The sequence below is a fragment of the Halomonas sp. DP4Y7-1 genome, from assembly GCF_019800705.1.
In the GTDB taxonomy this organism is placed as follows: domain Bacteria; phylum Pseudomonadota; class Gammaproteobacteria; order Pseudomonadales; family Halomonadaceae; genus Halomonas; species Halomonas litopenaei_A.
Genome location: NZ_JAHVKS010000007.1, coordinates 1 through 25,204, shown reverse-complemented (window position 1 = coordinate 25,204; position 25,204 = coordinate 1). Strand labels below are relative to the sequence as shown.

25 protein-coding genes, 3 tRNA genes and 1 rRNA gene are annotated in these 25,204 nt (G+C 62.0%); 13 read left to right on the top strand and 16 right to left on the bottom strand.

Annotation, left to right across the window (positions count from 1 at the left end; genetic code table 11):
- Positions 1-85: 85 nt before the first annotated feature.
- Positions 86-979, bottom strand: coding sequence for a LysR family transcriptional regulator (locus KUV72_RS13695; protein ID WP_206940734.1), 894 nt, complete (start codon positions 977-979; stop codon positions 86-88).
- Between the two features lie 165 nt (positions 980-1,144).
- On the opposite strand from KUV72_RS13695, the gene KUV72_RS13690 reads away from it, so the two are divergent.
- From KUV72_RS13690 to KUV72_RS13670, 5 genes are all read left to right on the top strand, one after another.
- On the top strand, positions 1,145-2,341 hold the full coding sequence (locus KUV72_RS13690) for a M20 aminoacylase family protein (protein WP_222238784.1): 1,197 nt from the start codon (positions 1,145-1,147) through the stop codon (positions 2,339-2,341).
- Positions 2,342-2,447: 106 nt separating this feature from the next.
- Complete coding sequence (locus KUV72_RS13685; protein ID WP_224852136.1) at positions 2,448-2,672, top strand: DUF3311 domain-containing protein; 225 nt, start codon at positions 2,448-2,450, stop codon at positions 2,670-2,672.
- Positions 2,665-4,140 carry a sodium:solute symporter gene (locus KUV72_RS13680; RefSeq protein ID WP_242520714.1) on the top strand — a complete coding sequence of 492 codons (1,476 nt, stop codon included), beginning with the start codon at positions 2,665-2,667 and terminating at the stop codon, positions 4,138-4,140. The genes KUV72_RS13685 and KUV72_RS13680 overlap by 8 nt, the downstream gene beginning before the upstream one ends.
- 223 nt (positions 4,141-4,363) lie before the next feature.
- Positions 4,364-5,020 carry a TetR/AcrR family transcriptional regulator gene (locus KUV72_RS13675; RefSeq protein ID WP_222238783.1) on the top strand — a complete coding sequence of 219 codons (657 nt, stop codon included), beginning with the start codon at positions 4,364-4,366 and terminating at the stop codon, positions 5,018-5,020.
- A gap of 93 nt (positions 5,021-5,113) precedes the next feature.
- Positions 5,114-6,094 carry an MDR family oxidoreductase gene (locus KUV72_RS13670; RefSeq protein WP_222238782.1) on the top strand — a complete coding sequence of 327 codons (981 nt, stop codon included), beginning with the start codon at positions 5,114-5,116 and terminating at the stop codon, positions 6,092-6,094.
- A gap of 286 nt (positions 6,095-6,380) precedes the next feature.
- Here KUV72_RS13670 and KUV72_RS13665 read toward each other — a convergent pair.
- From KUV72_RS13665 to KUV72_RS13635, 7 genes are all read right to left on the bottom strand, one after another.
- A tRNA-Thr gene (locus KUV72_RS13665) sits at positions 6,381-6,456 on the bottom strand.
- Positions 6,457-6,529: 73 nt separating this feature from the next.
- Positions 6,530-6,604: transfer RNA gene (locus KUV72_RS13660), tRNA-Gln, on the bottom strand.
- A gap of 7 nt (positions 6,605-6,611) precedes the next feature.
- Positions 6,612-6,687, bottom strand: a tRNA-Phe gene (locus tag KUV72_RS13655).
- A gap of 95 nt (positions 6,688-6,782) precedes the next feature.
- Positions 6,783-7,055 carry an oxidative damage protection protein gene (locus tag KUV72_RS13650; protein ID WP_206940742.1) on the bottom strand — a complete coding sequence of 91 codons (273 nt, stop codon included), beginning with the start codon at positions 7,053-7,055 and terminating at the stop codon, positions 6,783-6,785.
- Positions 7,056-7,148: 93 nt separating this feature from the next.
- A complete protein-coding gene (gene mutY / locus KUV72_RS13645; RefSeq protein WP_315857901.1) occupies positions 7,149-8,237 on the bottom strand; it encodes an A/G-specific adenine glycosylase in 1,089 nt (362 codons plus the stop codon).
- A 153-nt stretch (positions 8,238-8,390) separates the two neighbouring features.
- Complete coding sequence (locus KUV72_RS13640) at positions 8,391-10,739, bottom strand: AsmA family protein (RefSeq protein ID WP_222238780.1); 2,349 nt, start codon at positions 10,737-10,739, stop codon at positions 8,391-8,393.
- Positions 10,736-11,185, bottom strand: a complete 450-nt coding sequence (locus tag KUV72_RS13635; RefSeq protein WP_206940748.1) for an acetyl-CoA sensor PanZ family protein — start codon at positions 11,183-11,185, stop codon at positions 10,736-10,738. The genes KUV72_RS13640 and KUV72_RS13635 overlap by 4 nt, the downstream gene beginning before the upstream one ends.
- A gap of 171 nt (positions 11,186-11,356) precedes the next feature.
- Between KUV72_RS13635 and hisB the strand changes: the two genes are divergently transcribed.
- From hisB to hisF, 4 genes are all read left to right on the top strand, one after another.
- On the top strand, positions 11,357-11,950 hold the full coding sequence (gene hisB, locus KUV72_RS13630) for an imidazoleglycerol-phosphate dehydratase HisB (RefSeq protein ID WP_206940750.1): 594 nt from the start codon (positions 11,357-11,359) through the stop codon (positions 11,948-11,950).
- A gap of 92 nt (positions 11,951-12,042) precedes the next feature.
- Positions 12,043-12,684 carry an imidazole glycerol phosphate synthase subunit HisH gene (hisH, locus tag KUV72_RS13625; RefSeq protein WP_222238779.1) on the top strand — a complete coding sequence of 214 codons (642 nt, stop codon included), beginning with the start codon at positions 12,043-12,045 and terminating at the stop codon, positions 12,682-12,684.
- A gap of 143 nt (positions 12,685-12,827) precedes the next feature.
- Positions 12,828-13,568 carry a 1-(5-phosphoribosyl)-5-[(5-phosphoribosylamino)methylideneamino]imidazole-4-carboxamide isomerase gene (hisA, locus tag KUV72_RS13620; RefSeq protein WP_222238778.1) on the top strand — a complete coding sequence of 247 codons (741 nt, stop codon included), beginning with the start codon at positions 12,828-12,830 and terminating at the stop codon, positions 13,566-13,568.
- A 9-nt stretch (positions 13,569-13,577) separates the two neighbouring features.
- Positions 13,578-14,351, top strand: a complete 774-nt coding sequence (gene hisF, locus KUV72_RS13615; RefSeq protein ID WP_222163904.1) for an imidazole glycerol phosphate synthase subunit HisF — start codon at positions 13,578-13,580, stop codon at positions 14,349-14,351.
- Between the two features lie 178 nt (positions 14,352-14,529).
- On the opposite strand, the gene KUV72_RS13610 is transcribed toward hisF, so the two are convergent.
- Both KUV72_RS13610 and KUV72_RS13605 read right to left on the bottom strand, forming a co-directional pair.
- Positions 14,530-15,114 carry a YjaG family protein gene (locus KUV72_RS13610; RefSeq protein WP_222163903.1) on the bottom strand — a complete coding sequence of 195 codons (585 nt, stop codon included), beginning with the start codon at positions 15,112-15,114 and terminating at the stop codon, positions 14,530-14,532.
- Between the two features lie 124 nt (positions 15,115-15,238).
- On the bottom strand, positions 15,239-15,532 hold the full coding sequence (locus KUV72_RS13605; RefSeq protein WP_206940759.1) for an MGMT family protein: 294 nt from the start codon (positions 15,530-15,532) through the stop codon (positions 15,239-15,241).
- A gap of 70 nt (positions 15,533-15,602) precedes the next feature.
- Here KUV72_RS13605 and KUV72_RS13600 point away from each other — a divergent pair, with 70 nt between their 5' ends.
- The gene (locus KUV72_RS13600; protein ID WP_222238777.1) at positions 15,603-16,292 is read left to right on the top strand and encodes a type 1 glutamine amidotransferase; all 690 of its coding nucleotides are present in this window, start codon (positions 15,603-15,605) and stop codon (positions 16,290-16,292) included.
- A gap of 7 nt (positions 16,293-16,299) precedes the next feature.
- Here the strand turns inward: KUV72_RS13600 and mnmH are convergent, their stop codons facing one another.
- The 5 genes from mnmH to KUV72_RS13575 all read right to left on the bottom strand — a co-directional run bounded on the left by mnmH (position 16,300) and on the right by KUV72_RS13575 (position 21,691).
- Positions 16,300-17,400 (bottom strand): tRNA 2-selenouridine(34) synthase MnmH, encoded by a 1,101-nt coding sequence (gene mnmH, locus KUV72_RS13595; RefSeq protein ID WP_222238776.1) that lies wholly within the window; start codon positions 17,398-17,400, stop codon positions 16,300-16,302.
- Positions 17,397-18,434: a selenide, water dikinase SelD gene (selD, locus tag KUV72_RS13590; RefSeq protein WP_206940765.1), complete on the bottom strand. Its 1,038-nt coding sequence runs from the start codon at positions 18,432-18,434 to the stop codon at positions 17,397-17,399. The genes mnmH and selD overlap by 4 nt, the downstream gene beginning before the upstream one ends.
- 205 nt (positions 18,435-18,639) lie before the next feature.
- Positions 18,640-20,016 carry a DNA repair protein RadA gene (radA, locus tag KUV72_RS13585; protein ID WP_206940767.1) on the bottom strand — a complete coding sequence of 459 codons (1,377 nt, stop codon included), beginning with the start codon at positions 20,014-20,016 and terminating at the stop codon, positions 18,640-18,642.
- A 221-nt stretch (positions 20,017-20,237) separates the two neighbouring features.
- A complete protein-coding gene (locus KUV72_RS13580) occupies positions 20,238-20,693 on the bottom strand; it encodes a copper resistance protein NlpE N-terminal domain-containing protein (protein ID WP_206940769.1) in 456 nt (151 codons plus the stop codon).
- Between the two features lie 101 nt (positions 20,694-20,794).
- Positions 20,795-21,691, bottom strand: coding sequence for an AEC family transporter (locus KUV72_RS13575; protein WP_222238775.1), 897 nt, complete (start codon positions 21,689-21,691; stop codon positions 20,795-20,797).
- Positions 21,692-21,820: 129 nt separating this feature from the next.
- Between KUV72_RS13575 and hisC the strand changes: the two genes are divergently transcribed.
- The 3 genes from hisC to KUV72_RS13560 are packed head-to-tail and all read left to right on the top strand — an operon-like array spanning position 21,821 to position 24,344.
- Positions 21,821-22,876: a histidinol-phosphate transaminase gene (gene hisC, locus KUV72_RS13570; RefSeq protein WP_222238774.1), complete on the top strand. Its 1,056-nt coding sequence runs from the start codon at positions 21,821-21,823 to the stop codon at positions 22,874-22,876.
- 45 nt (positions 22,877-22,921) lie between these two features.
- The gene (locus KUV72_RS13565) at positions 22,922-23,326 is read left to right on the top strand and encodes a VOC family protein (protein ID WP_206940775.1); all 405 of its coding nucleotides are present in this window, start codon (positions 22,922-22,924) and stop codon (positions 23,324-23,326) included.
- A 37-nt stretch (positions 23,327-23,363) separates the two neighbouring features.
- Positions 23,364-24,344, top strand: a complete 981-nt coding sequence (locus KUV72_RS13560; protein ID WP_261317501.1) for a 2-hydroxyacid dehydrogenase — start codon at positions 23,364-23,366, stop codon at positions 24,342-24,344.
- 746 nt (positions 24,345-25,090) lie between these two features.
- Here KUV72_RS13560 and rrf read toward each other — a convergent pair.
- Positions 25,091-25,204, bottom strand: a 5S ribosomal RNA gene (rrf, locus tag KUV72_RS13555); the annotation flags it as partial.

Genomic DNA, 25,204 nt, shown 5'->3' with positions numbered 1-25,204 from the left:
TGACGCGGACGCCGTCTGCTGCAGATCCCAGGCCTGCTGTTATGCGCCAACGTTCCCGCCGGCAGAGGAAGGAGCTGAGCGGTAATCAACGACTCAGTGCCAGGGATTCGGCAACGTCGATCAGCCGACGCACCGCCGGCAGGCTGGCGTCTCGCCGCCACACCAGCATCAATGGCAAGACCATGTCGAGGTCATCCAGCGCGATGCTGACGACGCCCTCCGGCGCCCCCGTCATGGTCATCTCCGGCATGATGGTACAGCCCATACCCGCCGCCACCAGGCATAGCATGGTCGCATTGTCGGTCCCTTCCTGAACCACATGCGGGGTAAAGCCGCGCCGCTGAAACGCATGGATGAGTTTGTCGTGGTAGACCGGCGTCGCGCTTCGCTCGAACCAGATGAAATCCTCGCCGGTCAGTTCAGCCAGTGTCTTCGGCGGGTGCCGCGCCAGCCGGGAACCTTTGCTCACGACCAGCACCAGTCGATCTTCATACAGGCAGTGGCTGTCGAGCTGATCATCGTCCTGTGGGGGGAAGAACAGCATGCCTGCATCCAGCTGATGATGCCGAAGCGCCTCCACCTGTGGGGCAGACAGCAGTGACTGCACCTTCAGGCTGACATCTGGGTAGCTTTGACGAAACTGATTGAGCAGCCTGACAATCTGCGGCACCCACAGGTGCATGACCGTCACGCCCAAGCGCAGCTGACCAAGCTGGCCATCGGCGATACGCCGCGCATCGTGCTTGGCCGTCTCGAACTCCCGTAGTAGCCGCCTCGCCTCTCGGTGAAATGCACTGCCGGCTGCCGTGAGGCTGACACCGTGACGCGAACGCTCCAGCAACGTTGCCCCTACCGACTCCTCCAGCAGCCTGAGTTGCCGCGTCAGGGCGGGCTGGGCCAGCGGAATCTCCCGGGCAGCGCGGGAGATCGAGCCCTCCTCGACCACCGCCAGGAAATAGCGCAATTGCTTGAAGTCCATGCTCGCCTCCTCGTGGTCCAGCCACCGGCGCCGACGCCCCCAGGGGCATGCCAGACACCCGACATCCATACAATAAAAGCATGGTAATAGAAAAATAATAATATTTTATCTATAAAAAGCCGCCGACCATGATGGTGAACATCATTCACACATCTTCGGCATCCCATGACCCTGACTATCGACACCTCGTTCTTCGACGATCAACTGCAAAGCCTGACGGAACTACGCCATCATTTTCACCGCCACCCCGAACTCGGGTTCAAGGAGCACGCCACCTCGGCGCGGGTCTGTGAAGAGCTTGAACGCCTGGATATTCCCTACGAAAAGGGTCTGGGCGGTACGGGTGTGGTCGCCACCATCAAGGGCCTGGCGGCGGACAACGGGCGTCGCATCGGGCTGCGTGCGGACATGGATGCGCTGCCGATCCAGGAGGCCAGCGACCACGCTCATGCCTCCGAAGTACCCGGCATCATGCACGCCTGTGGGCATGATGGTCATACCACCATGCTGATTGGTGCCGCGCGTTACCTGGCTCGCCACCGCGACTTTTCCGGCATCGTCTACCTGGTCTTTCAGCCGGCAGAAGAGGGCCTGGGTGGCGGACGCGAAATGGTCAAGGACGGCCTGTTCGAGCGCTACCCCATGGACGCTATCTACGGCCTGCACAACTGGCCCGCCCTGCCCAGGGGCCAAGTCGCGATCCGCCCCGGCCCGATCATGGCTGCGACCGACCGCCTCGACATTTGCGTCCGTGGCAAGGGCGGCCATGGTGGCGTGAACCCTCATCTCTCCATCGACCCGGTGCGCATGGCCGGAGCCCTCATTCAGGCATTGCACAGTGTGGTATCGCGAGATGCCGACCCGCTGTCGCCTGCCGCCCTTAGCCTGTGCGGGATCAAGGGCGGAGAACTCGATGGCTTCGCCATCATTCCCGATGAGGTTCGCCTGAGCGGCACCGTCCGCACCCTCGACCTGGCCACACAGGACCGCATTGCCGACGCCATCGCCCGTACCTGCGACGGTGTCGCAGCCACCTACGGGGGCCAGATCGAGGTCGACCATCAGCGCATTTTCCCCGCCACCATCAATCACCCCGAGGCCACTCAGCATGTCATCGATACGGCCCGCGAGGTGCTCGGTGAATCGGCGCTGGAGCAAGAGGTAGCCCCAAGCCTGGGGGGTGAGGATTTCGCCTTCATGCTGGAGCAGTGCCCTGGTGCCTACTTCTTCCTGGGCAGCGCCGACACGCCGGACACTCCGCCGTTGCACAACGCTCGCTACGACTTCAACGACGCCATCATTCCTACCGGCAGCCAACTGCTGGTCGCCATCGCGCTAGAAGGACTGACCAAGGCCTCCTGACCCGATCGCCGCTGGCCGGTCACAGCTGGCCGATCACAGCTGACGCCCGCAGGGATATCAGCTGGCAACAGCGTCCACGACCACAATCCACAACAAGAGGTCTCTCATGAAACACTCCACTGGCATGCCGTCGAAAGGCCTGCTGCTCTACTTCGTGCTTTGCACCCTGGCCATGGTCTGGCCAGGGGCTCTTATCGCCAATCGCATCGACCCCATCATCCTTGGCATGCCCTTCTTCATGTTCTGGTACGTCGCCTGGGTCTTCGCACTCTTCGTCGGCCTGGTGATCGCCTATCGCAAGGACGCCGAGAAGGAGGTGGATCATGAGTGATTCGATGCTGATCACCGCGATGACGGTGGGCTACCTGGTGGTGGTCCTGCTGGTCGGCCTGCGCGCCCGTCGCGGTCAGACCTCATCGCTGGAAGGATATGTGGCGGGCGGGCGACATATGGGCCTACTGGTGCTGTTCTTCATCCTCGGCGCAGAGATCTTCTCTGCCTTTGCCTTTCTCGGCGCTCCCGGCTGGGCCTACAGCAAGGGCGCTCCGGCGTTCTATATCATCGCCTACCTGACCCTGGCGGTCATTGTCTGGTGGCTGATTGCACCGCATATCTCTCGACTGGGTCGGCGCCACGGGTTCCTGACTCAGGCCGAGTTCCTGTCTGCCTGCTACCCCACGCCGAAAAACCTGCTGGGACTGGTCATTGGTGTGGTCAGTGTGCTGGCGATGATTCCCTATCTGACGATTCAAATCGCCGGTGCTGGCCTGCTGTTCGAGGCCGCGACCTCGGGCACCATCCCCTTCTGGCTCGGCAGCCTGCTGGCATGCGGGGTGGTGGCCGCCTATGTCTACGCCAGCGGCCTTCAGGGCATCGGCTGGACCAACCTGATGCAAGGCTTGATGATGGTCGTCATCGCCTGGGCCCTCGGACTGACGACAGCCGAGCAGTTCTTCGGCGGCGTCGGCGAGATGTTCCAACAGATCAAGGATCAGGCACCGGAGTATCTGACCATGCCGGGCGCTACCGGAATGGGCTGGGGTGCCTTCTCGACCGCTGTACTGGTCAGCGCGCTGGGCTGCGTGATGTGGCCACACATCTTCATGAAGTTTTACAGCGCGCGGGACGTCAGGACGCTCAAGCGGGTGTTCGTGCTGTATCCGCTTTACAGCTATCTGCTGGTGCCGCTGCTGATCATTGGCTTTGCCGGTATCGTGCTGCTGGCGGATACGCCGCTGGAATCCCCAGACCAGGTGCTGTTGACCATCGTCGTGGAGCTGGCTGACCTGCCGGCCTGGGTCATCGGACTGGCGCTGTCCGGCGCGCTGGCCGCCGCCATGTCCACGGCGGCCAACCTGGCTCATACCTCCGCCACCATTCTAGTCAGAGACGTCGTCCAGTTCGCACCACGCATGCGCGCCCTGCCCGAGCAACAGGCGCTGTCGATGACCCGCTATGGCGTCATCGTGATCTCACTGCTGGCCTATCTCCTGGCGCTGGCCAATCCTGGCTCACTGGTGAGCCTGCTGCTTGGCGCCTACGGCATCATTGTGCAGCTACTGCCGATGCTGCTGGGGGCTCTTTTCTGGCGGCGTGCGTCCCAGACAGCGGCCTTTATCGGGCTCAGTGTCGGCGCAGTGATCACCCTGCTGCTGCAATTTGGCGTGGACGCGCCATTCGGCTGGCATCCGGGATTCTGTGGGTTGGTCATCAACTCGGCCATCTTCGTGGTCATCAGCTTGATGCGTAAATCCAGCGAGTCTCGTGCCCCCGTGGAGAGTCTGTCAGCCCAGGCCTGAACCAACGCCTGACATAGGCGATATCCCCATGGCCAGCGTCCCCTCCGGGCGCTGGCCATTCGTATGTTGCGCTATCCCCCACGCATCACGTCTCTAGGCGTCCTGCTGCCCCCCGTATCCAACGCTGTCGACCTGCATCGCCTGCCGACGTCAGACATGCCGTCAGGGAGGTCTCGACCTTGGTGGCAATTGATTTTATAGACGCCTGGTCTAAAATCTCTCCATGACTCACGCAAACACCAAGCGCCGAGGGCGTCCCCCCAAGACCGACTACCGCATCGGCACCCAGGAAGGCGATGCCCGGGCCGCCCTGATCGCCAGCGGCCTCGAGACGCTGACGGAACATGGCTACCTGGGTGCTGGCCTGGAGGGAATACTCAAGCGCGCCGGCGTGCCGAAGGGGTCCTTCTACCACTACTTCGCCAGCAAGGAAGCCTTCGGCCAGGCGGTCATGGAGCGCTATGCCAGCTACTTTGCGGGCAAGCTCGAGCGCCACCTGGAGGATGCTTCCCAGCCCCCCCTTACCCGACTGCTGGCCTTTGCCGAGGACGCCAAGGCCGGCATGGCGCGCCATGGGTATCGTCGCGGCTGCCTGGTCGGCAACCTCGGCCAGGAGGCGGCCGGGCTGCCCAGCCACTATCGCGAGAGGCTGATCGAGACCCTGGCAGACTGGCAGCAGCGCCTTGCCGCGTGCCTGGAGGAGGCCCGCCAACGCGGTGATATCGCCGGCGACAGCAACTGCATGCTGCTCGCCGAAGCTTTCTGGATTGGGTGGGAGGGTGCCATCATGCGCGCAAGACTCGAGCGCGGCCCACGCCCCATCGACGTCTTCACGTCACACTTCCTCGCCGGGCTGCAGCCCACTTCGCCAGCACCCTGACGCTCATGAGCGGCATCCTGAAGCCGCTGCCATGCATCCTGCGGGACCTTCCCGCGACACTTCATAGACAGTCAGTCTAAAAAGGAGACAGCCATGTTCAAGGCCATCGTGATCCGCAAGGAAGACGACCACCAGCAGGTTGCCATCGAATCCATCCACGAACAGGACCTGCCTGAAGGCGATGTTACCGTCGCGGTGGACTACAGCACGCTGAACTACAAGGACGGCCTGGCCATTACCGGCAAGGGCCCGGTCGTGCGCAGCTTTCCCATGGTGCCGGGGATCGACCTGGCCGGCACGGTGACATCATCGTCCCATGGGGAGTTTGCGGTGGGGGACCAGGTAGTGCTGAACGGCTGGGGAGTCGGCGAAACTCACTGGGGCGGGCTGGCGGAGAAGGCTCGTCTGAACGGTGACTGGCTGATTCCACTTCCCACGGCCTTCTCGACCAAGAGTGCGATGGCGATCGGCACCGCGGGTTACACCGCCATGTTGTCGGTCATGGCGTTGGAGCGTCATGGCGTCACCCCCGACCAGGGCGAGGTCCTGGTGACGGGCGCCAGCGGTGGCGTCGGCAGTTTTGCGGTGTCTCTGCTGGCCAAGCTGGGCTACCAGGTGGTCGCCGCCACCGGCAAGATCAATGAGGCGGAATACCTCAAGTCCCTCGGGGCCCGTACGATTATCGATCGCCAGGAGCTCGTGCAACCAGGCAAGCCCTTGCAGAAGGAACGCTGGGCGGGCGCCATCGATAGCGTTGGCAGCCACACCCTGAGCAATGTTGTGGCCTCCACCCGCTATGGCGGCACCGTCACCTGCTGCGGCCTGGCCCAGGGCATGGACCTGCCCGGTACGGTCATGCCCTTCATTCTGCGCGGCGTCACCCTGGCCGGCATCGACAGCGTGATGCAGCCCAAGGAGATACGCATGGCCGCCTGGCAGCGTCTCGCCGAACTGCTGTCCAATGACAGCCTCGAGCAGATCGCCACCGAAATCCCCCTGTCACAGGCGATTGACGCGGCAGAACGGCTCACCGACGGCCAGATCAAAGGAAGAATCGTGGTCGCCACCCGCTGACGCCCCCACCACCCACTGACACGGGACTGAATGTGCGCAGTGGACGGGTCACAGCACCCTGCATGCCGGTGGCGTCAGCGACGGGTATGCAGGGTCGATAAGCGGCCTCCCAGTGCACTTACCAATCGCGCTACCCGCAGCAGTCGCCACGTTGTGGGAGCTACACGACAACGCGCTCAAGGTTAACCGGAGATAGAGGGTCGGATTTCTTTGAGACACAAAAAAACCGCCTCGAGGGGCGGTTTTGATGTTGCAACAAGCTTTTGATTTCCAACCATCTTTTAGATGGTGCCGGCACCAGGAGTCGAACCCGGGACCTACTGATTACAAGTCAGTTGCTCTACCAACTGAGCTATGCCGGCTCGGGTCGACCTAACGGTCGCTTGCTGCTCTGATGATTCGCCTTTAAGCGCTTCACCCGAAACGGGGTTGGCGTGGCTGGGGTAGCAGGATTCGAACCTGCGCATGCCGATACCAAAAACCGGTGCCTTACCACTTGGCGATACCCCAGCAGAGTTGGTGGCCAGAGACGGAATCGAACCGCCGACACGGGGATTTTCAATCCCCTGCTCTACCAACTGAGCTATCTGGCCCCTTGCCAACGCGACGTATTAAACCAATTCCTCCGTTTTCCGTCAACCCCTTTTCTTTCAAAATGATGGCGACCACGACCGAAGCAGGCTGAAGCCTAGATATCACGCGGGACGTAGCCCTCTGCGCGGTCGGTTTCCTGATTGTCGAAGAAGCGTTCCATCTGCTCCATCAGGTACTCGCGGCTGCTGGGCTCCATCATGTTGAGGTGCTTCTCGTTGATCAGGCGGGTCTGCAGCGCCTGCCACTCCTCCCAGGCCTGACGCGAAATGCTGGCCTGGATCTCCTGGCCCTTCTTGCCCGGCAAGGGCGGAAACGGCAGGGCGTCGAGTTCTTTCTGATACTTGCGGCAGAATACGGTCTGGCTCATGACTCTCTCCTGTGGATGCAGCGTCTGCTGAAGCGCCAAATAGATGTAGCGGTCGCTAGCTGGCCCGAGCATAGCAGCCCAGGCCGGCCTCGCTTAAGCCCTCTCCGGCCCTGGTGGGCGCAGAGTAAAGGGCGCCAGCGTTTCCAGCAGCTTTTTCACCGGCGCCGCCAGTCCAACTGACTCCGGCGCCTCCGGGTCGTACCACATGCGCCCCTCGGCGACCTGATCCGCCGCCTCTACTTGCGCTGGTACAGGCGTGATCTCGAGCCGGAAGTGGCTAAACACATGTACAAAGCTCTGCCACGGCGCCTGCCTTTGTGCATGCCCCATCTGCAGGGCGAGCCATGTATCGATCTCGTCATCGCTGTCGAACTGCGGCAAGCTCCACAGCCCGCCCCACAGCCCCTGGGAAGGTCGCTGCTCCAACAGAATACGACCACGCCGGTCACGCAATACCAGCATTCGGGTCTGACGCAGCGGAACACGCTTCTTCGGCTTGGACTCGGGGAAACGCTTTTGCTCGTTGCGCGCTCGCGCCACACAGACATCGTTGAAAGGGCAGCGCTCACACTCAGGCTGGCCGCGACGACACAGCGTCGCGCCCAGGTCCATCATGCCCTGGGTAAAGTCCACCACCCGCTCGGTTGGTGTGTAGTGGTCGGCCAGCGTCCACAGCTGTCGCTCCACGGCAGGTCGACCAGGCCAACCTTCCAACGCATGCAGGCGGGTCAGCACGCGTTTGACGTTACCGTCCAGAATGACCGCACGCCGTCCGGTGCTCTGAGCGATGACCGCGCCAGCCGTCGATCGTCCTATGCCGGGCAGTGCTGCCATGGCGTCGACACTGTCGACCGGAAACTCTCCGCCATGCTGCTCCACCACCTCTCTGGCAGCTTTATGCAGATTCCGGCCTCGTGCGTAATATCCAAGCCCGGTCCACAGGTGGAGCACCTCATCCTGAGAGGCCTCTGCCAACGACTGCACATCAGGAAACCGCTGCATGAAGCGCTCGAAATAGGGAATAACAGTGGCCACCTGGGTCTGCTGCAGCATGATTTCCGAGACCCACACGGAATATGCCGTGCGATTCTTCTGCCATGGCAGATCATGCCGTCCATGCCGGTCAAACCATGCCAGCAGGCGTTCAGCAAAGGCCGTTCCGGTCAGCACTGGTTGCGCCACCGCGGCCTCCTGATGCTGCTGTCGATCATCGGGGCGCCCGGGGGCTTCTGTATAATATTTCATAAAACCAGATAGTTAGTGATCACAAACCAGGATACACACGAAAAAAAGCGCCGACACGGTGGTCGGCGCAGAGACTGGCTTGCTTGATGCTCAATTAAATAGACCACGGACTGCGTCACGAAGTTCCTGGCCAGCTTTTTCACCGATGCGCTCATCGAGTCGCTCGAGCTCCTTGCCCACCCGATCCTCGACTTCTTCATTCAGGCGAGCCTTGGCTTCGTCAGCGACCAGGTTGCCCAGGTTGCTCTGGAATGCCGCCATGTCAAAGCGGCACCATTGGCTGCTGTCGCCTTCCAGTGAGCCTTCACAGTGCACCGGAAAGGGCACCTTCTCGAGACGCCGATTCACGCTGCAGGCGGCGTCAGCGGTATCTACGAAACGTGCCGCGCCGTCGGCGTCAAAGGTTTGCGCGCCGAGGTCCAGGCGTCCGCCACCCGCGACTTCGATGCCCGGCAGGGTAATCAGCAGGTCATCGTTGTGGGCGACGCCATCACGAATGACAAAGCGCGCGCTGATGTTGTCGAAGCGGGTGTTTTCACTCCATTCACGGGTGGTCTGCTCACCCTCGAGACGGGCCACTGCGGTACACAGCTGACGCGACACATTGGCGCGTGGAATGCTGCCGTCGTTGATCCGCGTATCCAGCGTGCCGTTGAGGTGGCGGGTCAGCTCATGGCGCGCATTCCCCCGGGTGGTCAGCTCACCGCTGGCGACCAGGGAGCCACTGACCGGCGCCGGCTGCTGGCCGAGCGAGGTCAACAACGATTCCAGACGCACGCTCTCGATGACCGGCGCCAGCTGCCAGGCAAGGGTGTCGCCGCTGGCATCCAGCGACCCGGTCGCCTTCAGGCGGCCTTCATGAAAGCCTGCCGCAAACTCGGTGAGCCGATGAACGCCGCCTTCCCCTTCCATTTCCAGGCTAACGTCCTGATATTGCTGTCCACCAAGCACAAGCTGACCCAACGACAGGGAAATGCGCTCGTCCAACTGCGCCAGGAAGCTGGCGGGCACAATGGCAGGCGCTTCCTCCTGCGCCAGCGCTGCGCTGATGCCCGGCAGACCACTAGCCGCCGTGTCCTGCTGCGGTGGGGGCAGGTAGTTGTCGGCGTTCAGTCGATCGCCATCCAGATCGGCCTCAAGGCGTGCCCCGTCGAAGTCGGCTGACAGACTGCCTGAGTAGGTGTTGTCATCCAGCACCAGCGTCAGTCCGCTAAGGGATAGACCTTCCAGAGTGCCTTCCACCGGGCTGGTCAAGGCGACTTCGGTGAGCGCCTCGTCACTGGTCATGCGCGGCATGGCGCCCATCCGGGCCAGCCAGGGATGCAGCGACAGCGGCGCGAGACGGACCTGACCGTCATAGCGCGGAGCGTCATTCAGGCCAGTCACGTTGAGATTGCCCTTGATCGATAGACTGTCAGGCCCGGTCAGGGCAATGTCCCTGACTTGCGCCGTCCCTGCAGCGAGATCAGATTCGAGCTGAAAGGCCAGCGCCAGCGCGACACGTTTTTCCCCCAAGGAGGGAGTCAGCAGGCTGGCATCGAGCTGGCTAGGTGCCATGTGAACGCGCTGTTCGCTCAGGTTGAGCACCAGCTCCTCACTGCTCAGGGTGGCTTCCTGGGGTTCCGCTGCTCCTTCCACCAGCGTGCTGGTCTCCAGGGTAAGATCGGTCAGCACATGGCGACTGTCGGCCAGTCCCAGGTTGACGTCAGCGTCGAGCGAGACGTCACTCTGCAGACTGGCGATGGCGTCACCCTCTTCATTGTGCTGGCCGTCAACCAGGTCGTAGACGCGCAGCTGGAAGGTCGAACTGAGGGGGAAGGCAGTATCAGGATTGACGTTGCTGCCATTGATGGTGAGCTTGTCGGCCTGCCATTCACGCTGCGCCAGCTGATCCACCAGGGACAGCTGACCATTGGTGACTTCGACACTGGCGATGTTAAGGGCAACGGACAACCCTCCATCGTCGCTGGGATTGGGACCCGCGCTGGCCGGGGCGAGCGCCTTTTCGGCGTCCTGTCCCTTGTCTTCCAGGCGCTCAAGCAATGCTTCCCAGTTGCCCGTGCCTTCGGCATCACGTTCAAGGTTCAGCGTCAGGCCATCCAGCGTCAGACCATCTATGGCGATTTCGCCACGCAGCAAAGGGGTAAACGCCAGGCTGACCGATGCCCGAGAAAACGCGGCGAAGGCCGGCGCATCATCAGGCTGGTCGGCCAGGCGCGCCTCGGCCTGAGCCACACTGACGCCGATACGTGGATAGAAGGACCACTCCAGCGGGCCTTCGAGCGACAGATCCAGCCCGGTATGCTCCTGCACCACCGCCACCAGCCGCGGCTTCATGTCTTCCGGATTGAAGAAGGTGGTGACGTAAACCACCGCTCCCACCGTCACCAGCGCAAGGACGCCGACGACCGCCAGAAGGGTTCTTACAAGACGTTTCATGTGCCGCTTTCTCCCGTGGGCAGGTCGAGTTGAAAATCATCACCGCTACGCGTCAGTTGATACCCCAGGCGCTTGAGCAGCATCTGGTCGGCCAGCGTCAATTGGGACGCCGCCACGCTGAGCTTCATGCCTTCTTGGTTGGCGGCTGCGCTGATCAAAGCCAGCAATCGCGAGCCCACGCCACGCCGACGCGTCGTCTTGCGCACACACAGGTCACGCATATGCCAGCGGTCATCGCCTTGGCTGACGGCCACTGCCCCCAGCAGCCGCTCGTTGAAACGAGCCGTCCAGAAGAAGCCTCGCTCAAGCTGACCGGTAACGTAAGTCCCCGGGGGTAGCTGGATGCGGTCTTCTGGCGCATCGGCATAAATTCGAGTCAGGTCGATCCTCACCTGTTCATCGGCGTCCCAGACATCCCGGTCGACGCGATAGAGAGTCACCGGCATAAGCTGTCTCCCTTGGCCGGAGGGCGGCGCAAGCCGCCACTGGAATGGTGGCATTGTAGCGGATGGGGGCGCGGATTCACTATAATGGCAGCCTTGTGCGCCTCGCACCGCGAGCGGCCCGCCCTGAATCAAGGCCTCATATTCGACATGCGCGCGAGCGCAGGAGACGACATGTCCGAGCGTATTGCCACGGTCAGCCGTGACACCAAGGAAACCCAGATCAGCGTCACCCTCAACCTGGATGGCGAAGGCAACCTCAAGGGTGAAAGCGGCGTTCCCTTCCTCGATCACATGCTCGACCAGGTGGCTCGCCACGGCATGGTCGACCTGGACATCGACGTCACCGGTGACCTGCACATCGACGACCACCATACCGTCGAGGATCTTGGCATCACACTGGGACAGGCATTCGCCAAGGCCATCGGCGACAAGCGCGGTATCTACCGTTACGGCCACGCTTATGTGCCTCTGGATGAAGCCCTGTCTCGCGTGGTCATCGACTTCTCCGGCCGCTCAGGCCTGTTCATGAATGTCGACTTCACCCGCGCCACCATTGGTCGCTTCGACACCCAGCTGTTCTGGGAATTCTTCCAGGGCTTCGTCAACCATGCCCAGGTCACCCTGCACATCGACAACCTGAAAGGCTTCAATGCCCATCACCAGGCCGAGACCATCTTCAAGGCGTTTGGTAGAGCGCTGCGCATGGCCGCTGCCGAAGACCCTCGCATGGCGGGCAAGATGCCTTCTACCAAGGGTAGCCTGTAACTCGGTCGCCTGCGGCCAACTCCGCCAGAATCACAACATCTGAGGTGATCTCCGACGGAGGCGCCTCGGGGCCAACCATCAAGGAGCGCTTCATGACCATTGCCGTCATCGACTACGGGATGGGCAATCTCCATTCTGTCGCCAAGGCACTGGAACACGTCACCCACGAAAATGTGCTGGTGACCCGCGATGCCCGCTCGATCCAGGGGGCGACTCGCGTCGTACTGCCAGGCCAAGGCGCCATCCGCGACTGCATGGGAGAGCTTGAACGGACCGAGCTGAGCGGACTGGTACGGGAGCTGTTGGCTAGCCAGTCGAAGCCTCTGCTGGGTATCTGTGTGGGCCAGCAGATGCTGATGGACCACAGCGACGAGAATGGTGGCATCGACTGCCTGGGCTTTCTGTCCGGTCAGGTCCGCAAGTTCCCGCTGGACATGCAGGACACTCAAGGGGCTCGCCTCAAGGTGCCGCACATGGGATGGAACCTGGTCCAGCAGCCTAACGCTCACCCGCTGTGGAACGGTATCGAGCCCGGCGCACACTTTTACTTCGTGCATAGCTACTATGTCGCCGCAGAGCAGGACGAGCAGGTATTCGGTACTACGGAGTACGGCAACGTCAGCGCGCACGTGGCCGTCGGCCGTGACGCTACCTTTGCGGTGCAATTCCATCCCGAAAAGAGCGCTCGTGACGGCCTGAGGCTGCTCGAGAACTTTGTGCAATGGACGCCCTGACCGGGTCGCGATTCGACACCGCCCAGCCACCCCGCCCACAGCGTTTGCGGTGGCATGGCGGCACGCGTTCCCCTGATTATCGTCTCACGCAGCTCTACAGGCACACTCTAGGCACACTCTAGGCACCCCCCCGAGGACACAACATGCTGGTAATTCCCGCCATCGATCTCAAGGATGGGCAGTGCGTCCGTCTCAAGCAAGGCCGTATGGATGAGGCCACCACCTACGGTGACGATCCGGTCGCCATGGCCGCCCGTTGGGTCGAGGCTGGCGCGCGCCGTCTGCATCTGGTCGATCTCAATGGCGCCTTCGAGGGACATCCGGTCAACGGCGAAGCCGTCACCGCCATTGCGCGGCGCTATCCCGACCTGCCTATCCAGATCGGTGGGGGTATCCGCAGTGCGGAGACCATCGAGCATTATCTGACCGCCGGCGTTTCCCAGGTCATCATCGGCACCAAGGCGGTCAAGGAACCGGACTTCGTCACGCAGATGTGCCGCGCCTTCCCTGGCCACATCATCGTCGGCCTCGACGCCCATGATGGACGCGTGGCGACCGATGGCTGGGCTGAGGTATCGGAAGTGCTGGCCGTGGACCTGGCCAAGCGCTTTGCCGACGACGGCGTCTCCAGCATTGTGTACACCGATATTGCGCGCGACGGCATGATGAATGGCGTCAACGTGGAAGCCACCGCCGCCCTGGCGCGAGATGGTGGTATCCCGGTCATCGCCTCGGGCGGTGTCACCAACCTGGATGACCTGCGTGCCCTGATCGCGGCAGGCGAGCCAGGTATCCTTGGTGCCATTACCGGCCGCGCCATCTACGAAGGCAGTCTGGATGTGGCTGAAGGCCAGCGCCTGTGCGACGAACTGACCCAGGTCTGAGGAGGCTCCATGGCACTTTCCAAGCGCATCATTCCGTGTCTCGACGTTGATGCCGGACGCGTGGTCAAGGGCGTCAACTTTGTCGGCATTCGTGACGCCGGCGACCCGGTGGAAGTGGCCCAGCGCTACAACCAGCAGGGCGCCGACGAGATCACCTTCCTCGACATCACCGCCAGCCACGAGGATCGCGATACCACCGTCGACATGGTCGAGCGCATCGCTGGCGAAGTCTTTATCCCACTTACCGTGGGTGGTGGCATTCGCACCTGTGACGATATCCGCACCATGCTCAACGCCGGTGCCGACAAGGTCTCGATCAATACTGCGGCGGTGACCAATCCCGACTTCGTGAGGGAAGCCGCAGAGCGCTTCGGCAGCCAGTGCATCGTCGTGGCCATCGATGCCAAGCGGGTCAGCGCCGACGGCGAACCCGCCCGTTGGGAGATCTTCACCCACGGCGGTCGCCGGCCGACAGGTCTGGATGCGGTCGAGTGGGCAAAGAAGATGGTGGAGTACGGCGCCGGTGAACTGCTGCTTACCAGCATGGACCGGGATGGCACCAAGGCTGGCTTCGACCTGGGCGTGACCCGCGCGATCAGCGACGCCGTGGCCGTGCCAGTCATCGCTTCCGGCGGCGTCGGCAATCTGGATCACCTGGTCGAGGGCGTCAGCGAAGGTCATGCCGACGCTGTGCTCGCCGCCAGTATCTTCCACTTTGCCGAGTACACTATCCCTGAGGCAAAGCGCTACATGGCCGACAGAGGCATCACCATGCGCCTCTAGGTGCATCCTCGCCCGGTACAGGCCTGGCGTGGCCTGCCTGAACAGCCGGCCCGCGAGATAGCCTCTAAGGGGCACGGCAAGATAAGTGCTACAAGGTGCCCTAAGCATGTCGCCCCCGTCAGGTAGTCCCTGGCGGGGGCGACATGCAAGAGGCGGTCTGCCTGGACCGCCGACAGGCTCAGTCCAGCGTCAGCCCGAGATTGCTGACACCGCCATTGCGGCCCAGCTTCTTCAATACTTTCATCTGTTTCTTGGAGGGCTCTGCTTCGGCCTCCTCCAACGCTGCATCCTGAAAATCGTTTTCGTCTTCCATCAGCGGGTGCGTCTTGACCACCTGCGCCAAGCGCTCGGCATCATCTTCGCCTTCCGTCAGCTCGATAAACCCACGCACCGCGGCGCGCGACACCCGGCTCACCTCAAGCACGGCGTCCGGAGCGTCACCCCGCATGGTGTCGAGTATCGCCGACAGTGCCACCACGGCATCCAGTGCACGCCGCGCACCAAAGCTGTCGTCATCCGCCGGCGGTTCAAGCTCCGCCAGCTTTTCGGCCTGACGGTCGAAGTCGATCCGCGCGTCCTTGACGGTCAGCTGCTCCCAGACCAGGTCCAGAATCACGCGCATGCCGGAAATATCTCCGTGGCCACTGGTATCGGCATAGAGCGCATAGTTGGGCAACATGCGCTCGGTCAGCGCGGCCATGAAGCCCTGCTGCTGTCGGAGGGACAGCGCTTGCAAGCGCTGGTGAAATCCTGGTTTCGCCATGACGGCTCCTGTATGGCCTCAATCTCGAGAGTTCGACGGCTGACGTCGCGTCTCGACGTCATGGCCTGGGAATGTTGACGCTGGTTTATCGCTGGGGCTCACTGCTGGGGCTTGCGGCTCCAGGCTATGGCCAGAACCGATCCTGGGCAATGCGTCCGCGGGCATCAAACGCCACCCCTTCGTCCATTAATCGATTGCGTTGCTCGTCTGCACCCCCATGGTCTGCCAGCTTACGCGACGCGGTGACGACCCTGAACCAGGGCAAGCCATGCCCGGAAGGCAGGTCGCGCAGCGCCCTCGCCACCATGCGGGCGGTCGCGCCATCGGTCATGGCAGCAATCCGACCGTAACTGGTCACCCGACCAGGGGGAATCTCACTGATGATCGTGAGGATCTGTTCTCGAACGTTCGGATTCATGTAACCTTTGGTTCTGGTTGCATTTTCATCGAGGGCCGAAGGATTCGGCCCGGCACTGGAGCGAGGCCCCATGCACCTTCATCTGCTGCAGCACCATCCACACCTGGGCCCCGCACGCATCGGCGACTGGCTGACCAGCATGGGACACAGCTTCACCATCTTCCATCTCTACGACGGTGAACTGGTCCCACGCCCCGGCGATTGCGATGCCCTGATCATTCTCGATGACCTGGAGGAGCGGACCTCTGCGCCATGGCTCAAGGCTGAACGCAAGCTGATCGACCAGGCGCTGGACGGCCAGAAACCCTTGCTTGGCCTGGGTAGCGGGGCCCGGCGTATCGCTGCGGCACTGGGCGCACCGGTGGGCCGGGGCACCCGTGCCGAGATCGGCTGGCACGTCGTTCACCTCGCCGATGACAGCCCCTTCGACCTACCCGACGATTTTTCCGCTCTGCTATGGCACCGCCAAGTCTTTGGCCTACCCGACGATGCCTTGCCCCTAGGCGGCACGGCGTCGAGCCCCGTGCTGGGATTTTCCTGGGACTCGGGCCGCGTCGTAGGACTCGCCTGCCATCTGCATCACCATAGCGAGAGCCTGCAGGCGCTGCTGTCCCAGATTCCACCGCCGGAAGGGGCTGAGCCACCTCCCGCGTCACCCTCAGGCCAGGATATCGTGGACGCCACCCAGCGGCTCGATACACTGGCACCGCTGCTGGATCGCCTGCTCAGCCAGTGGTTGCGCAGCGCGCCGGCCGGTTGAAGCACCTTCAGCTTGCCGCTGCCCGCTGCTGGCTCCAGTGGCGGGCGAAGTCGAGGCAACTGTCCCAATCGCCAACGTGCAGGAACTCTCGCTCCCCGTGCTTTTCAAGCTGGTAGCGGTACATCGGATCGTAGTACTCGGTCAGCAGGGGCGCCAGCCAGGCCTCATGGGCCTGGCGATTGCCGGCTTGGTGCTCGCGAAACGCCAGCGCCTGCAAGCGCTCGAGCCTGGCCAGGCGGGCGCTTCCCAGGCGTTTCTTGAGCCGCCCGAGGGCCGAAGACAGCTGCTTGCGCATCAGTTTCCAGCCCAGCACTTCGCCGAACTGCTGGCGGTAAACCGTCCACAGGTCGTCGATATAGTCCTTGTGGATCTGATTCAGCCGCCAGTCCAGGGGCATCTCCACCCGGATCCGCGGCGCCACTTCCATGCCTCGCCAGAACGCCAAGGGTATGTTGGCGGCACCGATGTGGCGCGACTCATCTTCCAGCACCATAGGGCCGTGCAACGAGAGAAGGCGCCGCCCCATGTCATGTTCGAAGTCGATCTGGCTGGGTGCGATCAAGGGATGCCGGCCAAACGCAGAGCCCTTGTGGCGGGCACACCCTTCCAGGTCCAGCCCATTGTCCAGCGCCTGGACGAGGGCGGTCTTGGCACACCCGGTCAGCCCGCCCACGACCAGCATCGGTTGACGGGCAGCCTCGTCGATACGCGCGCACAGTCCCTGGCGCATGGCCTTCCAACCGCCTTCAATGCGCGGGCGCTCAATCCCTGACTCCATCAGCCAGCGCTGCGCGATCTGGGAGCGAAGCCCACCGCGAAAGCAATAGATGATGGCGTCCGGCGTGGACGCCAGCTGGTTCCGCCAGGCATCGACGCGGGCTTGCTTGACCTCGCCGGACACCAGGCGCTCACCCAACGCGATGGCCACATCCTGGCCAGATTCCTTGTAGGCAATTCCGACCCGGTGGCGCTCGTCGTTATTCATCAACGGCAGGTTGACCGCGCCAGGCAGGCTACCCTGGGCAAACTCGACCGGCGCCCGCACGTCGATCAAGGTTCTTCCCTCGACCAGCAGTCCGAGATCTGCCGGTACCAGCGGCAGTGTCATCCGCGCACCTCGATCAAGGCGTCGCCACGGGCCTCGACCACCTCACCGAAGGGGGCCAGTTCGATGCCGAACTCGCGACCCACGCGCTCCACGTCGTCTTCCCAGGAGGGGTGTACGGAGATCAACAGGCCACCGGAGGTCTGCGGATCGCACAACCATTGCCAGTGTGCCTCGTCCATCGCGGGCAAGCTGGCGCCCAGGGCTTCGCGGTTGCGGCGGGTGCCGCCGGGCACGGCCCCTTGGCGGCGATAAGCTTCGGCCTCGGCCAGACGAGGCAGCCGCCGGAAATCAATGCGAGCCGCTACGCCACTGGCCGCGCATACCTCAGAGAGATGGCCTGCCAAGCCGAAGCCGGTGACATCCGTCATCGCATTGACGCCCTCGATACGCGCCAGCGACGCCCCAATCTTGTTGCTGACCAGCATGGTCTCGCGCGCCAGGCCATGATGACCGCTTTGCAACAGGCCCTGTTTCTCGGCGGTGGTCAGCATGCCAACCCCCAGCGGCTTGGTCAGAAACAGCAGGTCCCCCGGCTTGGCTCCCTTGTTGAGCTTGAGGTGCTTGAGATCTACCAACCCGTTGACGGAGAGGCCAAAGATGGGCTCAGGCGCATCAATGGAATGCCCTCCGGCAAGGGCCAGGCCCAGCTCCCGACACACGGCTTGAGCACCTGCCACGACATCACCGGCAATATCCGGCCCAAGCTTGTCCAGCGGCCAGCCCAGGATGCCCAGCGCCATCACCGGGTCGCCGCCCATGGCGTAGACGTCACTGATGGCATTGGTGGCGGCGATACGCCCGAAATCGAAGGGGTCATCGACAATCGGCATGAAGAAGTCGGTGGTACTGATCATGCCACGCCCATCCCCCAGGTCGAAGACAGCGGCATCCTCACGCCCCTGATTGCCCACGATCATCTGCGAGTGACTCGCCCCCGGGCCTGCCTTGGCCAGGATGCCATCGAGCACGTCAGGGGCGATCTTGCAGCCACAGCCTGCACCGTGACTGTATTGGGTCAAGCGGATGGCGCTCATGTAAACCTCCTTGGCAGTGATAGGCCCATTCTACACCAGCCGAACCGCACAACGCGGCCCGGCGTGTGGCTGGCCCCTGACATGTCATCTGCGCCACGAGGAAGCCTGCCACGGGTTCAGGGCCTGCCTTGCGGCGCTGCGGGAACGTGCTGGTGCGGCGCCTCGGTGCGATGCATTCGAGCGATCTTTCGTGCAAGCCGCCGGGCTACAGCACTTCCAGCGCGTCGGATAGCTTGTCCACGGGCACCACTTCCATGCCCTGGGGAGAGGTCTTGGGCGCGTTTCCTCGCGGCACGATGGCGCGGGTAAAACCATGCTTGGCGGCTTCGACAATGCGTTCCTGGCCACTTGGCACCGGACGAATCTCCCCAGACAGCCCCACCTCGCCGAACACCACCAGCTCCCGCGGTAGCGCGCGACCTTGCAGGCTGGACACCACCGCCAGCAGGACGGCCAGGTCGGCGCTGGTTTCCAGCACCTTGACGCCTCCGACCACATTGAGAAACACGTCCTGATCCCCGGTGAACAGGCCGCCGTGACGGTGCAGCACCGCCAGCAACATCGACAGGCGGTTGGCGTCGAGCCCGACCGCAACGCGGCGCGGGTTGCCCAGTGCCGACTCGTCCAGCAAGGCCTGTACTTCCACCAGGATGGGCCGGGTACCCTCCCATACCACCATGACCAGACTGCCCGCCGCCTGCTCCTGCTGACGCGACAGAAAGATGGCGCTGGGGTTCTTCACCTCTTTCATGCCATGTTCCAGCATCGCAAAGACGCCCAGCTCGTTGACCGCGCCAAAGCGGTTCTTCTGCCCGCGCAAGGTACGAAAGCGCGAGTCGGCGCCACCTTCGAGCAACAATGAGGCATCGATCATGTGCTCAAGCACCTTCGGGCCCGCCAGGGTGCCATCCTTGGTGACGTGCCCCACCAGCAGCAGCACCGTGTTCGACTGCTTGGCAAAACGCGTCAGCGCCGCCGCGGACTCACGTACCTGGGCAACGCCACCAGGCGCAGACGAAATGTCCTCAAGGTGCATGGTCTGGATAGAGTCGATCACCAGCACCTCGGGACGCTCACGCTCTGCCACCGCCAGAATGGTCTCGATACTGGTCTCCGCCAGCATCTTGAGCCCTTGGGTTGGCAGCTGCAGCCGGTGGGCGCGCATGGCGACCTGAGATAGCGATTCCTCGCCGGTCACATACAGCACGCTGCGCTGCTGGGCCAACTTGCAGGCGGTCTGCAGTAGCAGCGTCGACTTGCCGGCCCCCGGGTGTCCGCCCAGCAGCACGGCCGATCCGGGCACCAGACCGCCACCCAGCACCCGGTCAAATTCGGCAAAGGTGGACGACAGCCTTGGCACTTCGGACAGGTCGACGTTGGCAAGATCGATCACCTCCGTCGACAGGCTACCGCTATATCCGCCTCGGCCACTTGTACCAGCGCTTGTTCCGCTGCGGGCCGGTGACGACAAGCGCACCTCGCTCAGGGTGTTCCACTCCTGACACGCGGAACATTGGCCCTGCCACTTGCGATACTCGGCACCGCATTCAGTGCATACAAAGGCGCTCTTGGCCTTGGCCATAAACGTTCTCTCTCATTCTCTGGCGGGCTCGCCGTCAACGGTCAACGGTCAACGGCCTGCCAAACAGGTCGTAATAGGGAGCCGAGGGGACCGACCGATGCTTGCGACGCCGCCTAGGTGATCAGCGCAAGGGCGACTCTCAAGCGACAGCGCTGGCTTAACCGCACCGTACCACGCAAAAGGGCAGCCGAAGGCTGCCCTTTTGTCACTGGCCGTCGCGCTTACTGCTGGCGAGTCAGCTGCAGCATGTCATTGTTCTGGAAACGACGACGCTGCGGATCGATCAGCTCCAGCGTCTGCGGATTGACACGCATGAAGTAGTAGGTCTGACCTTCTCCGTTAGGCACCAGCTCGTAAACGGTGGCTTCCGGGTTGTCTGCGGTACCGGTCAACACATCCCAGTTGCCGGAGTAGTTCTCGTTCGGCGGATTCTGGGGGTGGTTCTGGTAGGCAGCGGTCAGATCGAAGGTGCGCTGTGCCGGAGCACCTTGCTCTTCACCGTCCATGGTGACAGTCAGGGCGATGCCGTCGCAGTTGCGGCACGGCAGGGTACCCTGATAGGTCGCAGACGTTGCCTGGATGGCTTCACCACCGGCAGTGTCATCGCTGGGGCCACTCGCACAGCCGGCCAAAAGGGCGAGCATGGCGGATCCCGCCAGCAAAGTCCTGAGTTGCATATAAGTCCTCCTAACCATTGAGCATGGAACCGACGAATCGGCAGCCTGACGACAGCATAACCTCCCTGCTTCCCTGCGCACAGCCCTGTGTTGTCCTGCACTTAGGACACTGGGGGCATCACATGGGCAAAGATCAGTCCCAGTACGATCGGCATGACGATCAGGCTACCCAGATTGCCGATCAGCACCAGCGACGCCACGGTATGTGGCTGCTGGCGGTACTGCTCGGCCACCAGATAATTGAGCACCGCCGGCGGTAGTGCTGCAAAGACCCACAGTGACGCTGCCTTGAGTCCTTCCAGCTCGAACAGTGCGATCAATGGCCATGCCAGCAAAAGTCCTGACAGTGGGCACAGCAGCGCGCCCAACAGCCCGATTTTCCAGTCTCCAAAGTCGATATCCAGCATACGCACACCCAAGGCGAACAGCAGCAGCGGAATACAGACGCCGCCCAGCATGTGCATGGCTTCCAGCAACCAGCTTGGCAGCGCCAGGCCAGACAGGTTGACCGCAAGCCCGGCCAGGCTGGCCAGCACGATGGGCATTCTCATCAGACGCCAGAGCGGCGTATGCGGGCTGAGCATCTTCAGCCCCAGTGAAAAATGCAGCACCATCTCGACGATAAACAACACCACCGCGGCCGGCAGCGCCTCCTCGCCAAATGCCAAAATGAGCAAAGGTATGCCCATGTTGCCCGAGTTGTTGAACATCATCGGGGGCACGACCGTCTTGGCGTCGAGTTTCAGCCACTTGACGATCGGCCAGACCAGCAAGCCAGACCCCAACACAATGATGGCGCCCGCCAGAGCCAGCCACGCATACTCTTCCAGCGGCGCCTTTCGATCCGCCAGCACCACAAACACCAGCATGGGAACGAAAAGCTCCATGTTAAGGGTGTTGAGGCTCCGAATATCGGGGGAACGCAGGCGCCCATAGAGGGTCCCGGCGCCAGATATCAAAAAGACCGGCAGCAAAGTGGCAAGGATCTGGGCAGTCATGGAATCCCTTAGGCGGCGAATGGCTCAGCAGGCGCAGCGTATCATGCCGGCGACTTGCGCAGGGCGGTGGCAGCGGTCACCATGACCAAAGTGGTAAACACGCCTTCTACCTCTGCCAAGCGAGAGACCATGAGCAAGTTGTGGAGTCCAAGCGTCAGGGAGCTAACCCCCTACGTACCGGGTGAGCAGCCCCGCGAGAAGCTGATCAAGCTCAACACCAACGAGAACCCCTATCCTCCCGCACCTGGGGTGGAGCGTGCGCTGCGTGAGTTTTCGCCAGACCACTTGAGGCGCTACCCGGATCCTACGTCGAGTGCCTTGCGGAACTCCCTGGCCCATGCGCTCGGTACCACGGCCGACCACGTGTTCGCCGGCAATGGTTCAGATGAAGTACTGGCGCTGGCCTTCCAGGCGTTTTTCCGGCAAGAGCGGCCACTGGCCATGCCGGACATTTCCTACAGTTTTTATCCTGTCTATTGCCGCATGTACGGCATCGATAGCTGCACCTTTCCCCTGAACGATGACTGGAGCGTTGACCTGGACGCGCTGGCCAGCGATAGCGGTGGCGTCATTTTCGCCAACCCCAACGCTCCCACCGGACATGGCCACGGACGTGAGGCCATTGCCGCCTTGCTCGAAAAGGTGACGGACCGGGTCGTGCTGGTGGACGAGGCCTACGTCGACTTTGGTGGAGAAAGTGCGGTGCCCCTCGTGGAGCGCTACCCCAACTTGCTGGTAACAGGCACCTTCTCCAAGTCGCGCAGCCTAGCGGGACTGAGGCTTGGCTACGCCGTCGGTTCCCCGGAACTGATCGAAGGCCTGATTCGCGTGAAGGACTCTTTCAATTCCTATCCGGTCGACGCGCTGGCAAGCGCGGTCGGGATCGCCGCACTGGAAGATACCGACTATTTCGAAGCCACTCGGCAAGCCGTCATCACCACGCGGGAACGCACCCGTCAGCGCCTGGCGCAGCTTGGTTTCGAGGTGCTGCCTTCACAGACCAACTTTGTCCTCGCCACACACCCGGAGCACGATGCAGCGCAGCTCTTTCTGGGCCTGCGTGAGCGCGGCGTGCTGGTGCGTCACTTCAATACCGAAGCCCTTCGCCATTACCTGCGCATTTCCATCGGCACCGACGATGAGATGGACTCCCTGGTCGAAGTGCTGGAAATTCTGTGCCGCTGAGTTGAACAGGGCGCCGTCACGGCGCCCACCGTTCCGAGGTTGTCCATGACCGCTCGTCTACCCTTGAGTCGTCTTCACCATGTGGCACTGATCACTGCCCACTATGAATGTGCCAAGCGTTTCTATATCGAGGTACTCGACGCACACGTCTTGAATGAGGCATATCGCAGTGACCGCGATAGCTACAAGCTGGATCTTCTGTTGCCTGGCAACATTCAACTCGAGCTTTTCTCCTTTCCCTCTCCCCCGGCCCGTCCAAGTTACCCTGAAGCCTGTGGCCTGAGGCACATAGCCTTTGCGACGGATGACCTGGATACCTGCGTTGAGATCCTGAAAGAACGGGGGGCCACTCCCGAACCGGTAAGAGTCGACGAGTTTACAGGCGCACGCTTCACCTTTCTGAGCGACCCAGACGGCACACCGATAGAGCTTTATGAGACCACCGCCTGACCGACACTCATGACCCAACGCTGGGAGTAGACGCTGCATGATCAAGGTAGGTTTCTTCAGTTCACAGCCTTATGAGCGACCGTTCTTTCCTGACTCACCTTCATCATCCGTCGAGCTCGTTCATTTCGAACAGCGCCTCAGCGCTCGCACGGTCACCCTCTGCCAGGGACTCGACGCTGTTTGCGTGTTCGTCAATGATGATCTGAGCCGCACGGTGCTGGAGCGTCTCGCCGTGGTTGGCGTTCGGCTTGTGGCGTTGCGCTGTGCAGGCTTCAACAACATCGACCTCGAGGCAGCGAAACGTCTCAATATTCAGGTGTGTCGCGTCCCCGCCTACAGTCCTGAAGCGGTAGCAGAGCACTGTGTGGCACTGATGCTTTCGCTAAGCCGAAAGATTCACAAGGCCTACAATCGAGTCAGGGAAGATAACTTCGACCTCAATGGCCTGCTCGGCTTCAACCTGTCGGGCAAGACAGTCGGCATCGTCGGCTACGGCCAGATCGGACAGGCACTGGATCGCATCCTGAGAGGCTTCGGCTGCCGTGTGTTGGTGACAGATGCACATCCAGTACCCGCAGGCATCGAACGGGTGGCACTGGAGCGACTACTGAAGGAGAGCGATATCGTCTCCCTGCATTGCCCCTTGTTGCCAGAGACACATCACCTGATCGATGCGGCGGCGTTCACCGCCATGAAGGATGGCGTCATGTTGATCAACACCAGTCGCGGTGCCCTGATCGATAGCCGTGCCTGTATCGATGCCTTGAAGACGCGCAAGCTTGGTTACCTGGGGCTCGACGTCTACGAGCAAGAGGCAGGTATGTTCTTTGAGGATCATAGCGACGATATACCACTGGACGATATCTTTGCCCGGCTGATCAGCTTCCCGAATGTCGTCGTTACCGGGCACCAAGGTTTTTTCACCCAGGAAGCCCTTGCCGAGATTGCTTCCACGACCATGGAAAGCCTGAACGCCTTCGAGCGAGGCCAGCTGCCGCCAGAACGTTCTCTCCTATAGCGCGGTCTGCCTGTTAATAAAGAAGCCCGGTCATCTCTCGATAATCGGGGTTCTTCTGAATAAATGCCTGACGATGACGCTTAGATATCAATGTCTCTACTCGCCTCCTCCCTGAGACTCGCCCTTCGTTCCTCAGGGCCCGCCTGCGGCGGTTCTCCCCTGTTCCCTACAGGGGAGTCGCATGGGGGTGAGCCACCCTGGAGCTCTTTGCAAGGGCTGCAGCGAAGCTGCAAGGGGTGGCGAACGCCACGAGCCCGCTCCTGAGAAGAGCCAGGCTGGACCGCGCCGAGGGGGTTATCGGCGCGGCCCCACAAATAAAGAGCGGCTGAACGTATCAAGAGCCCATGCATGCGGCTTTTTAAATTAAGAAACCCCGACCATCTCTCGATAATCGGGGTTCTTCTGAATAAATGCCTGACGATGACGCTTAGATATCAATGTCTCTACTCGCCTCATCCCTGAGACTCGCCCTTCGTTCCTCAGGGCCCGCCTGCGGCGGTTCTCCCCTGTTCCCTACAGGGGAGTCGCATGGGGGTGAGCCACCCTGGAGCTCTTTGCAAGGGCTGCAGCGAAGCTGCAAGGGGTGGCGAACGCCATGAGCCCACCCTTGAAAAGGGCCAGGCCGGACCGCGCCGAGGGGGTTATCGGCGCGGCCCCACAAATAAAGAGCGGCTGAACGTATCAAGAGCCCATGCATACGAAAAACCCCGACCATCTCTCGATAATCGGGGTTCTTCTGAATAAATGCCTGACGATGACCTACTCTCGCATGGGGAGACCCCACACTACCATCGGCGCTGAGCGGTTTCACTTCTGAGTTCGGCAAGGGATCAGGTGGTTCCCACTCGCTATGGTCGTCA

Coding starts and splice junctions, on each gene's coding strand:
- KUV72_RS13695 (WP_206940734.1), bottom strand. CDS start 979: ATGGACTTCAAGCAATTGCGCTATTTCCTGGCGGTGGTCGAGGAGGGC.
- KUV72_RS13690 (WP_222238784.1), top strand. CDS start 1,145: ATGACCCTGACTATCGACACCTCGTTCTTCGACGATCAACTGCAAAGC.
- KUV72_RS13685 (WP_224852136.1), top strand. CDS start 2,448: ATGAAACACTCCACTGGCATGCCGTCGAAAGGCCTGCTGCTCTACTTC.
- KUV72_RS13680 (WP_242520714.1), top strand. CDS start 2,665: ATGAGTGATTCGATGCTGATCACCGCGATGACGGTGGGCTACCTGGTG.
- KUV72_RS13675 (WP_222238783.1), top strand. CDS start 4,364: ATGACTCACGCAAACACCAAGCGCCGAGGGCGTCCCCCCAAGACCGAC.
- KUV72_RS13670 (WP_222238782.1), top strand. CDS start 5,114: ATGTTCAAGGCCATCGTGATCCGCAAGGAAGACGACCACCAGCAGGTT.
- KUV72_RS13650 (WP_206940742.1), bottom strand. CDS start 7,055: ATGAGCCAGACCGTATTCTGCCGCAAGTATCAGAAAGAACTCGACGCC.
- KUV72_RS13640 (WP_222238780.1), bottom strand. CDS start 10,739: ATGAAACGTCTTGTAAGAACCCTTCTGGCGGTCGTCGGCGTCCTTGCG.
- KUV72_RS13635 (WP_206940748.1), bottom strand. CDS start 11,185: ATGCCGGTGACTCTCTATCGCGTCGACCGGGATGTCTGGGACGCCGAT.
- hisB (WP_206940750.1), top strand. CDS start 11,357: ATGTCCGAGCGTATTGCCACGGTCAGCCGTGACACCAAGGAAACCCAG.
- hisH (WP_222238779.1), top strand. CDS start 12,043: ATGACCATTGCCGTCATCGACTACGGGATGGGCAATCTCCATTCTGTC.
- hisA (WP_222238778.1), top strand. CDS start 12,828: ATGCTGGTAATTCCCGCCATCGATCTCAAGGATGGGCAGTGCGTCCGT.
- hisF (WP_222163904.1), top strand. CDS start 13,578: ATGGCACTTTCCAAGCGCATCATTCCGTGTCTCGACGTTGATGCCGGA.
- KUV72_RS13610 (WP_222163903.1), bottom strand. CDS start 15,114: ATGGCGAAACCAGGATTTCACCAGCGCTTGCAAGCGCTGTCCCTCCGA.
- KUV72_RS13605 (WP_206940759.1), bottom strand. CDS start 15,532: ATGAATCCGAACGTTCGAGAACAGATCCTCACGATCATCAGTGAGATT.
- KUV72_RS13600 (WP_222238777.1), top strand. CDS start 15,603: ATGCACCTTCATCTGCTGCAGCACCATCCACACCTGGGCCCCGCACGC.
- mnmH (WP_222238776.1), bottom strand. CDS start 17,400: ATGACACTGCCGCTGGTACCGGCAGATCTCGGACTGCTGGTCGAGGGA.
- selD (WP_206940765.1), bottom strand. CDS start 18,434: ATGAGCGCCATCCGCTTGACCCAATACAGTCACGGTGCAGGCTGTGGC.
- radA (WP_206940767.1), bottom strand. CDS start 20,016: ATGGCCAAGGCCAAGAGCGCCTTTGTATGCACTGAATGCGGTGCCGAG.
- KUV72_RS13580 (WP_206940769.1), bottom strand. CDS start 20,693: ATGCAACTCAGGACTTTGCTGGCGGGATCCGCCATGCTCGCCCTTTTG.
- KUV72_RS13575 (WP_222238775.1), bottom strand. CDS start 21,691: ATGACTGCCCAGATCCTTGCCACTTTGCTGCCGGTCTTTTTGATATCT.
- hisC (WP_222238774.1), top strand. CDS start 21,821: ATGAGCAAGTTGTGGAGTCCAAGCGTCAGGGAGCTAACCCCCTACGTA.
- KUV72_RS13565 (WP_206940775.1), top strand. CDS start 22,922: ATGACCGCTCGTCTACCCTTGAGTCGTCTTCACCATGTGGCACTGATC.
- KUV72_RS13560 (WP_261317501.1), top strand. CDS start 23,364: ATGATCAAGGTAGGTTTCTTCAGTTCACAGCCTTATGAGCGACCGTTC.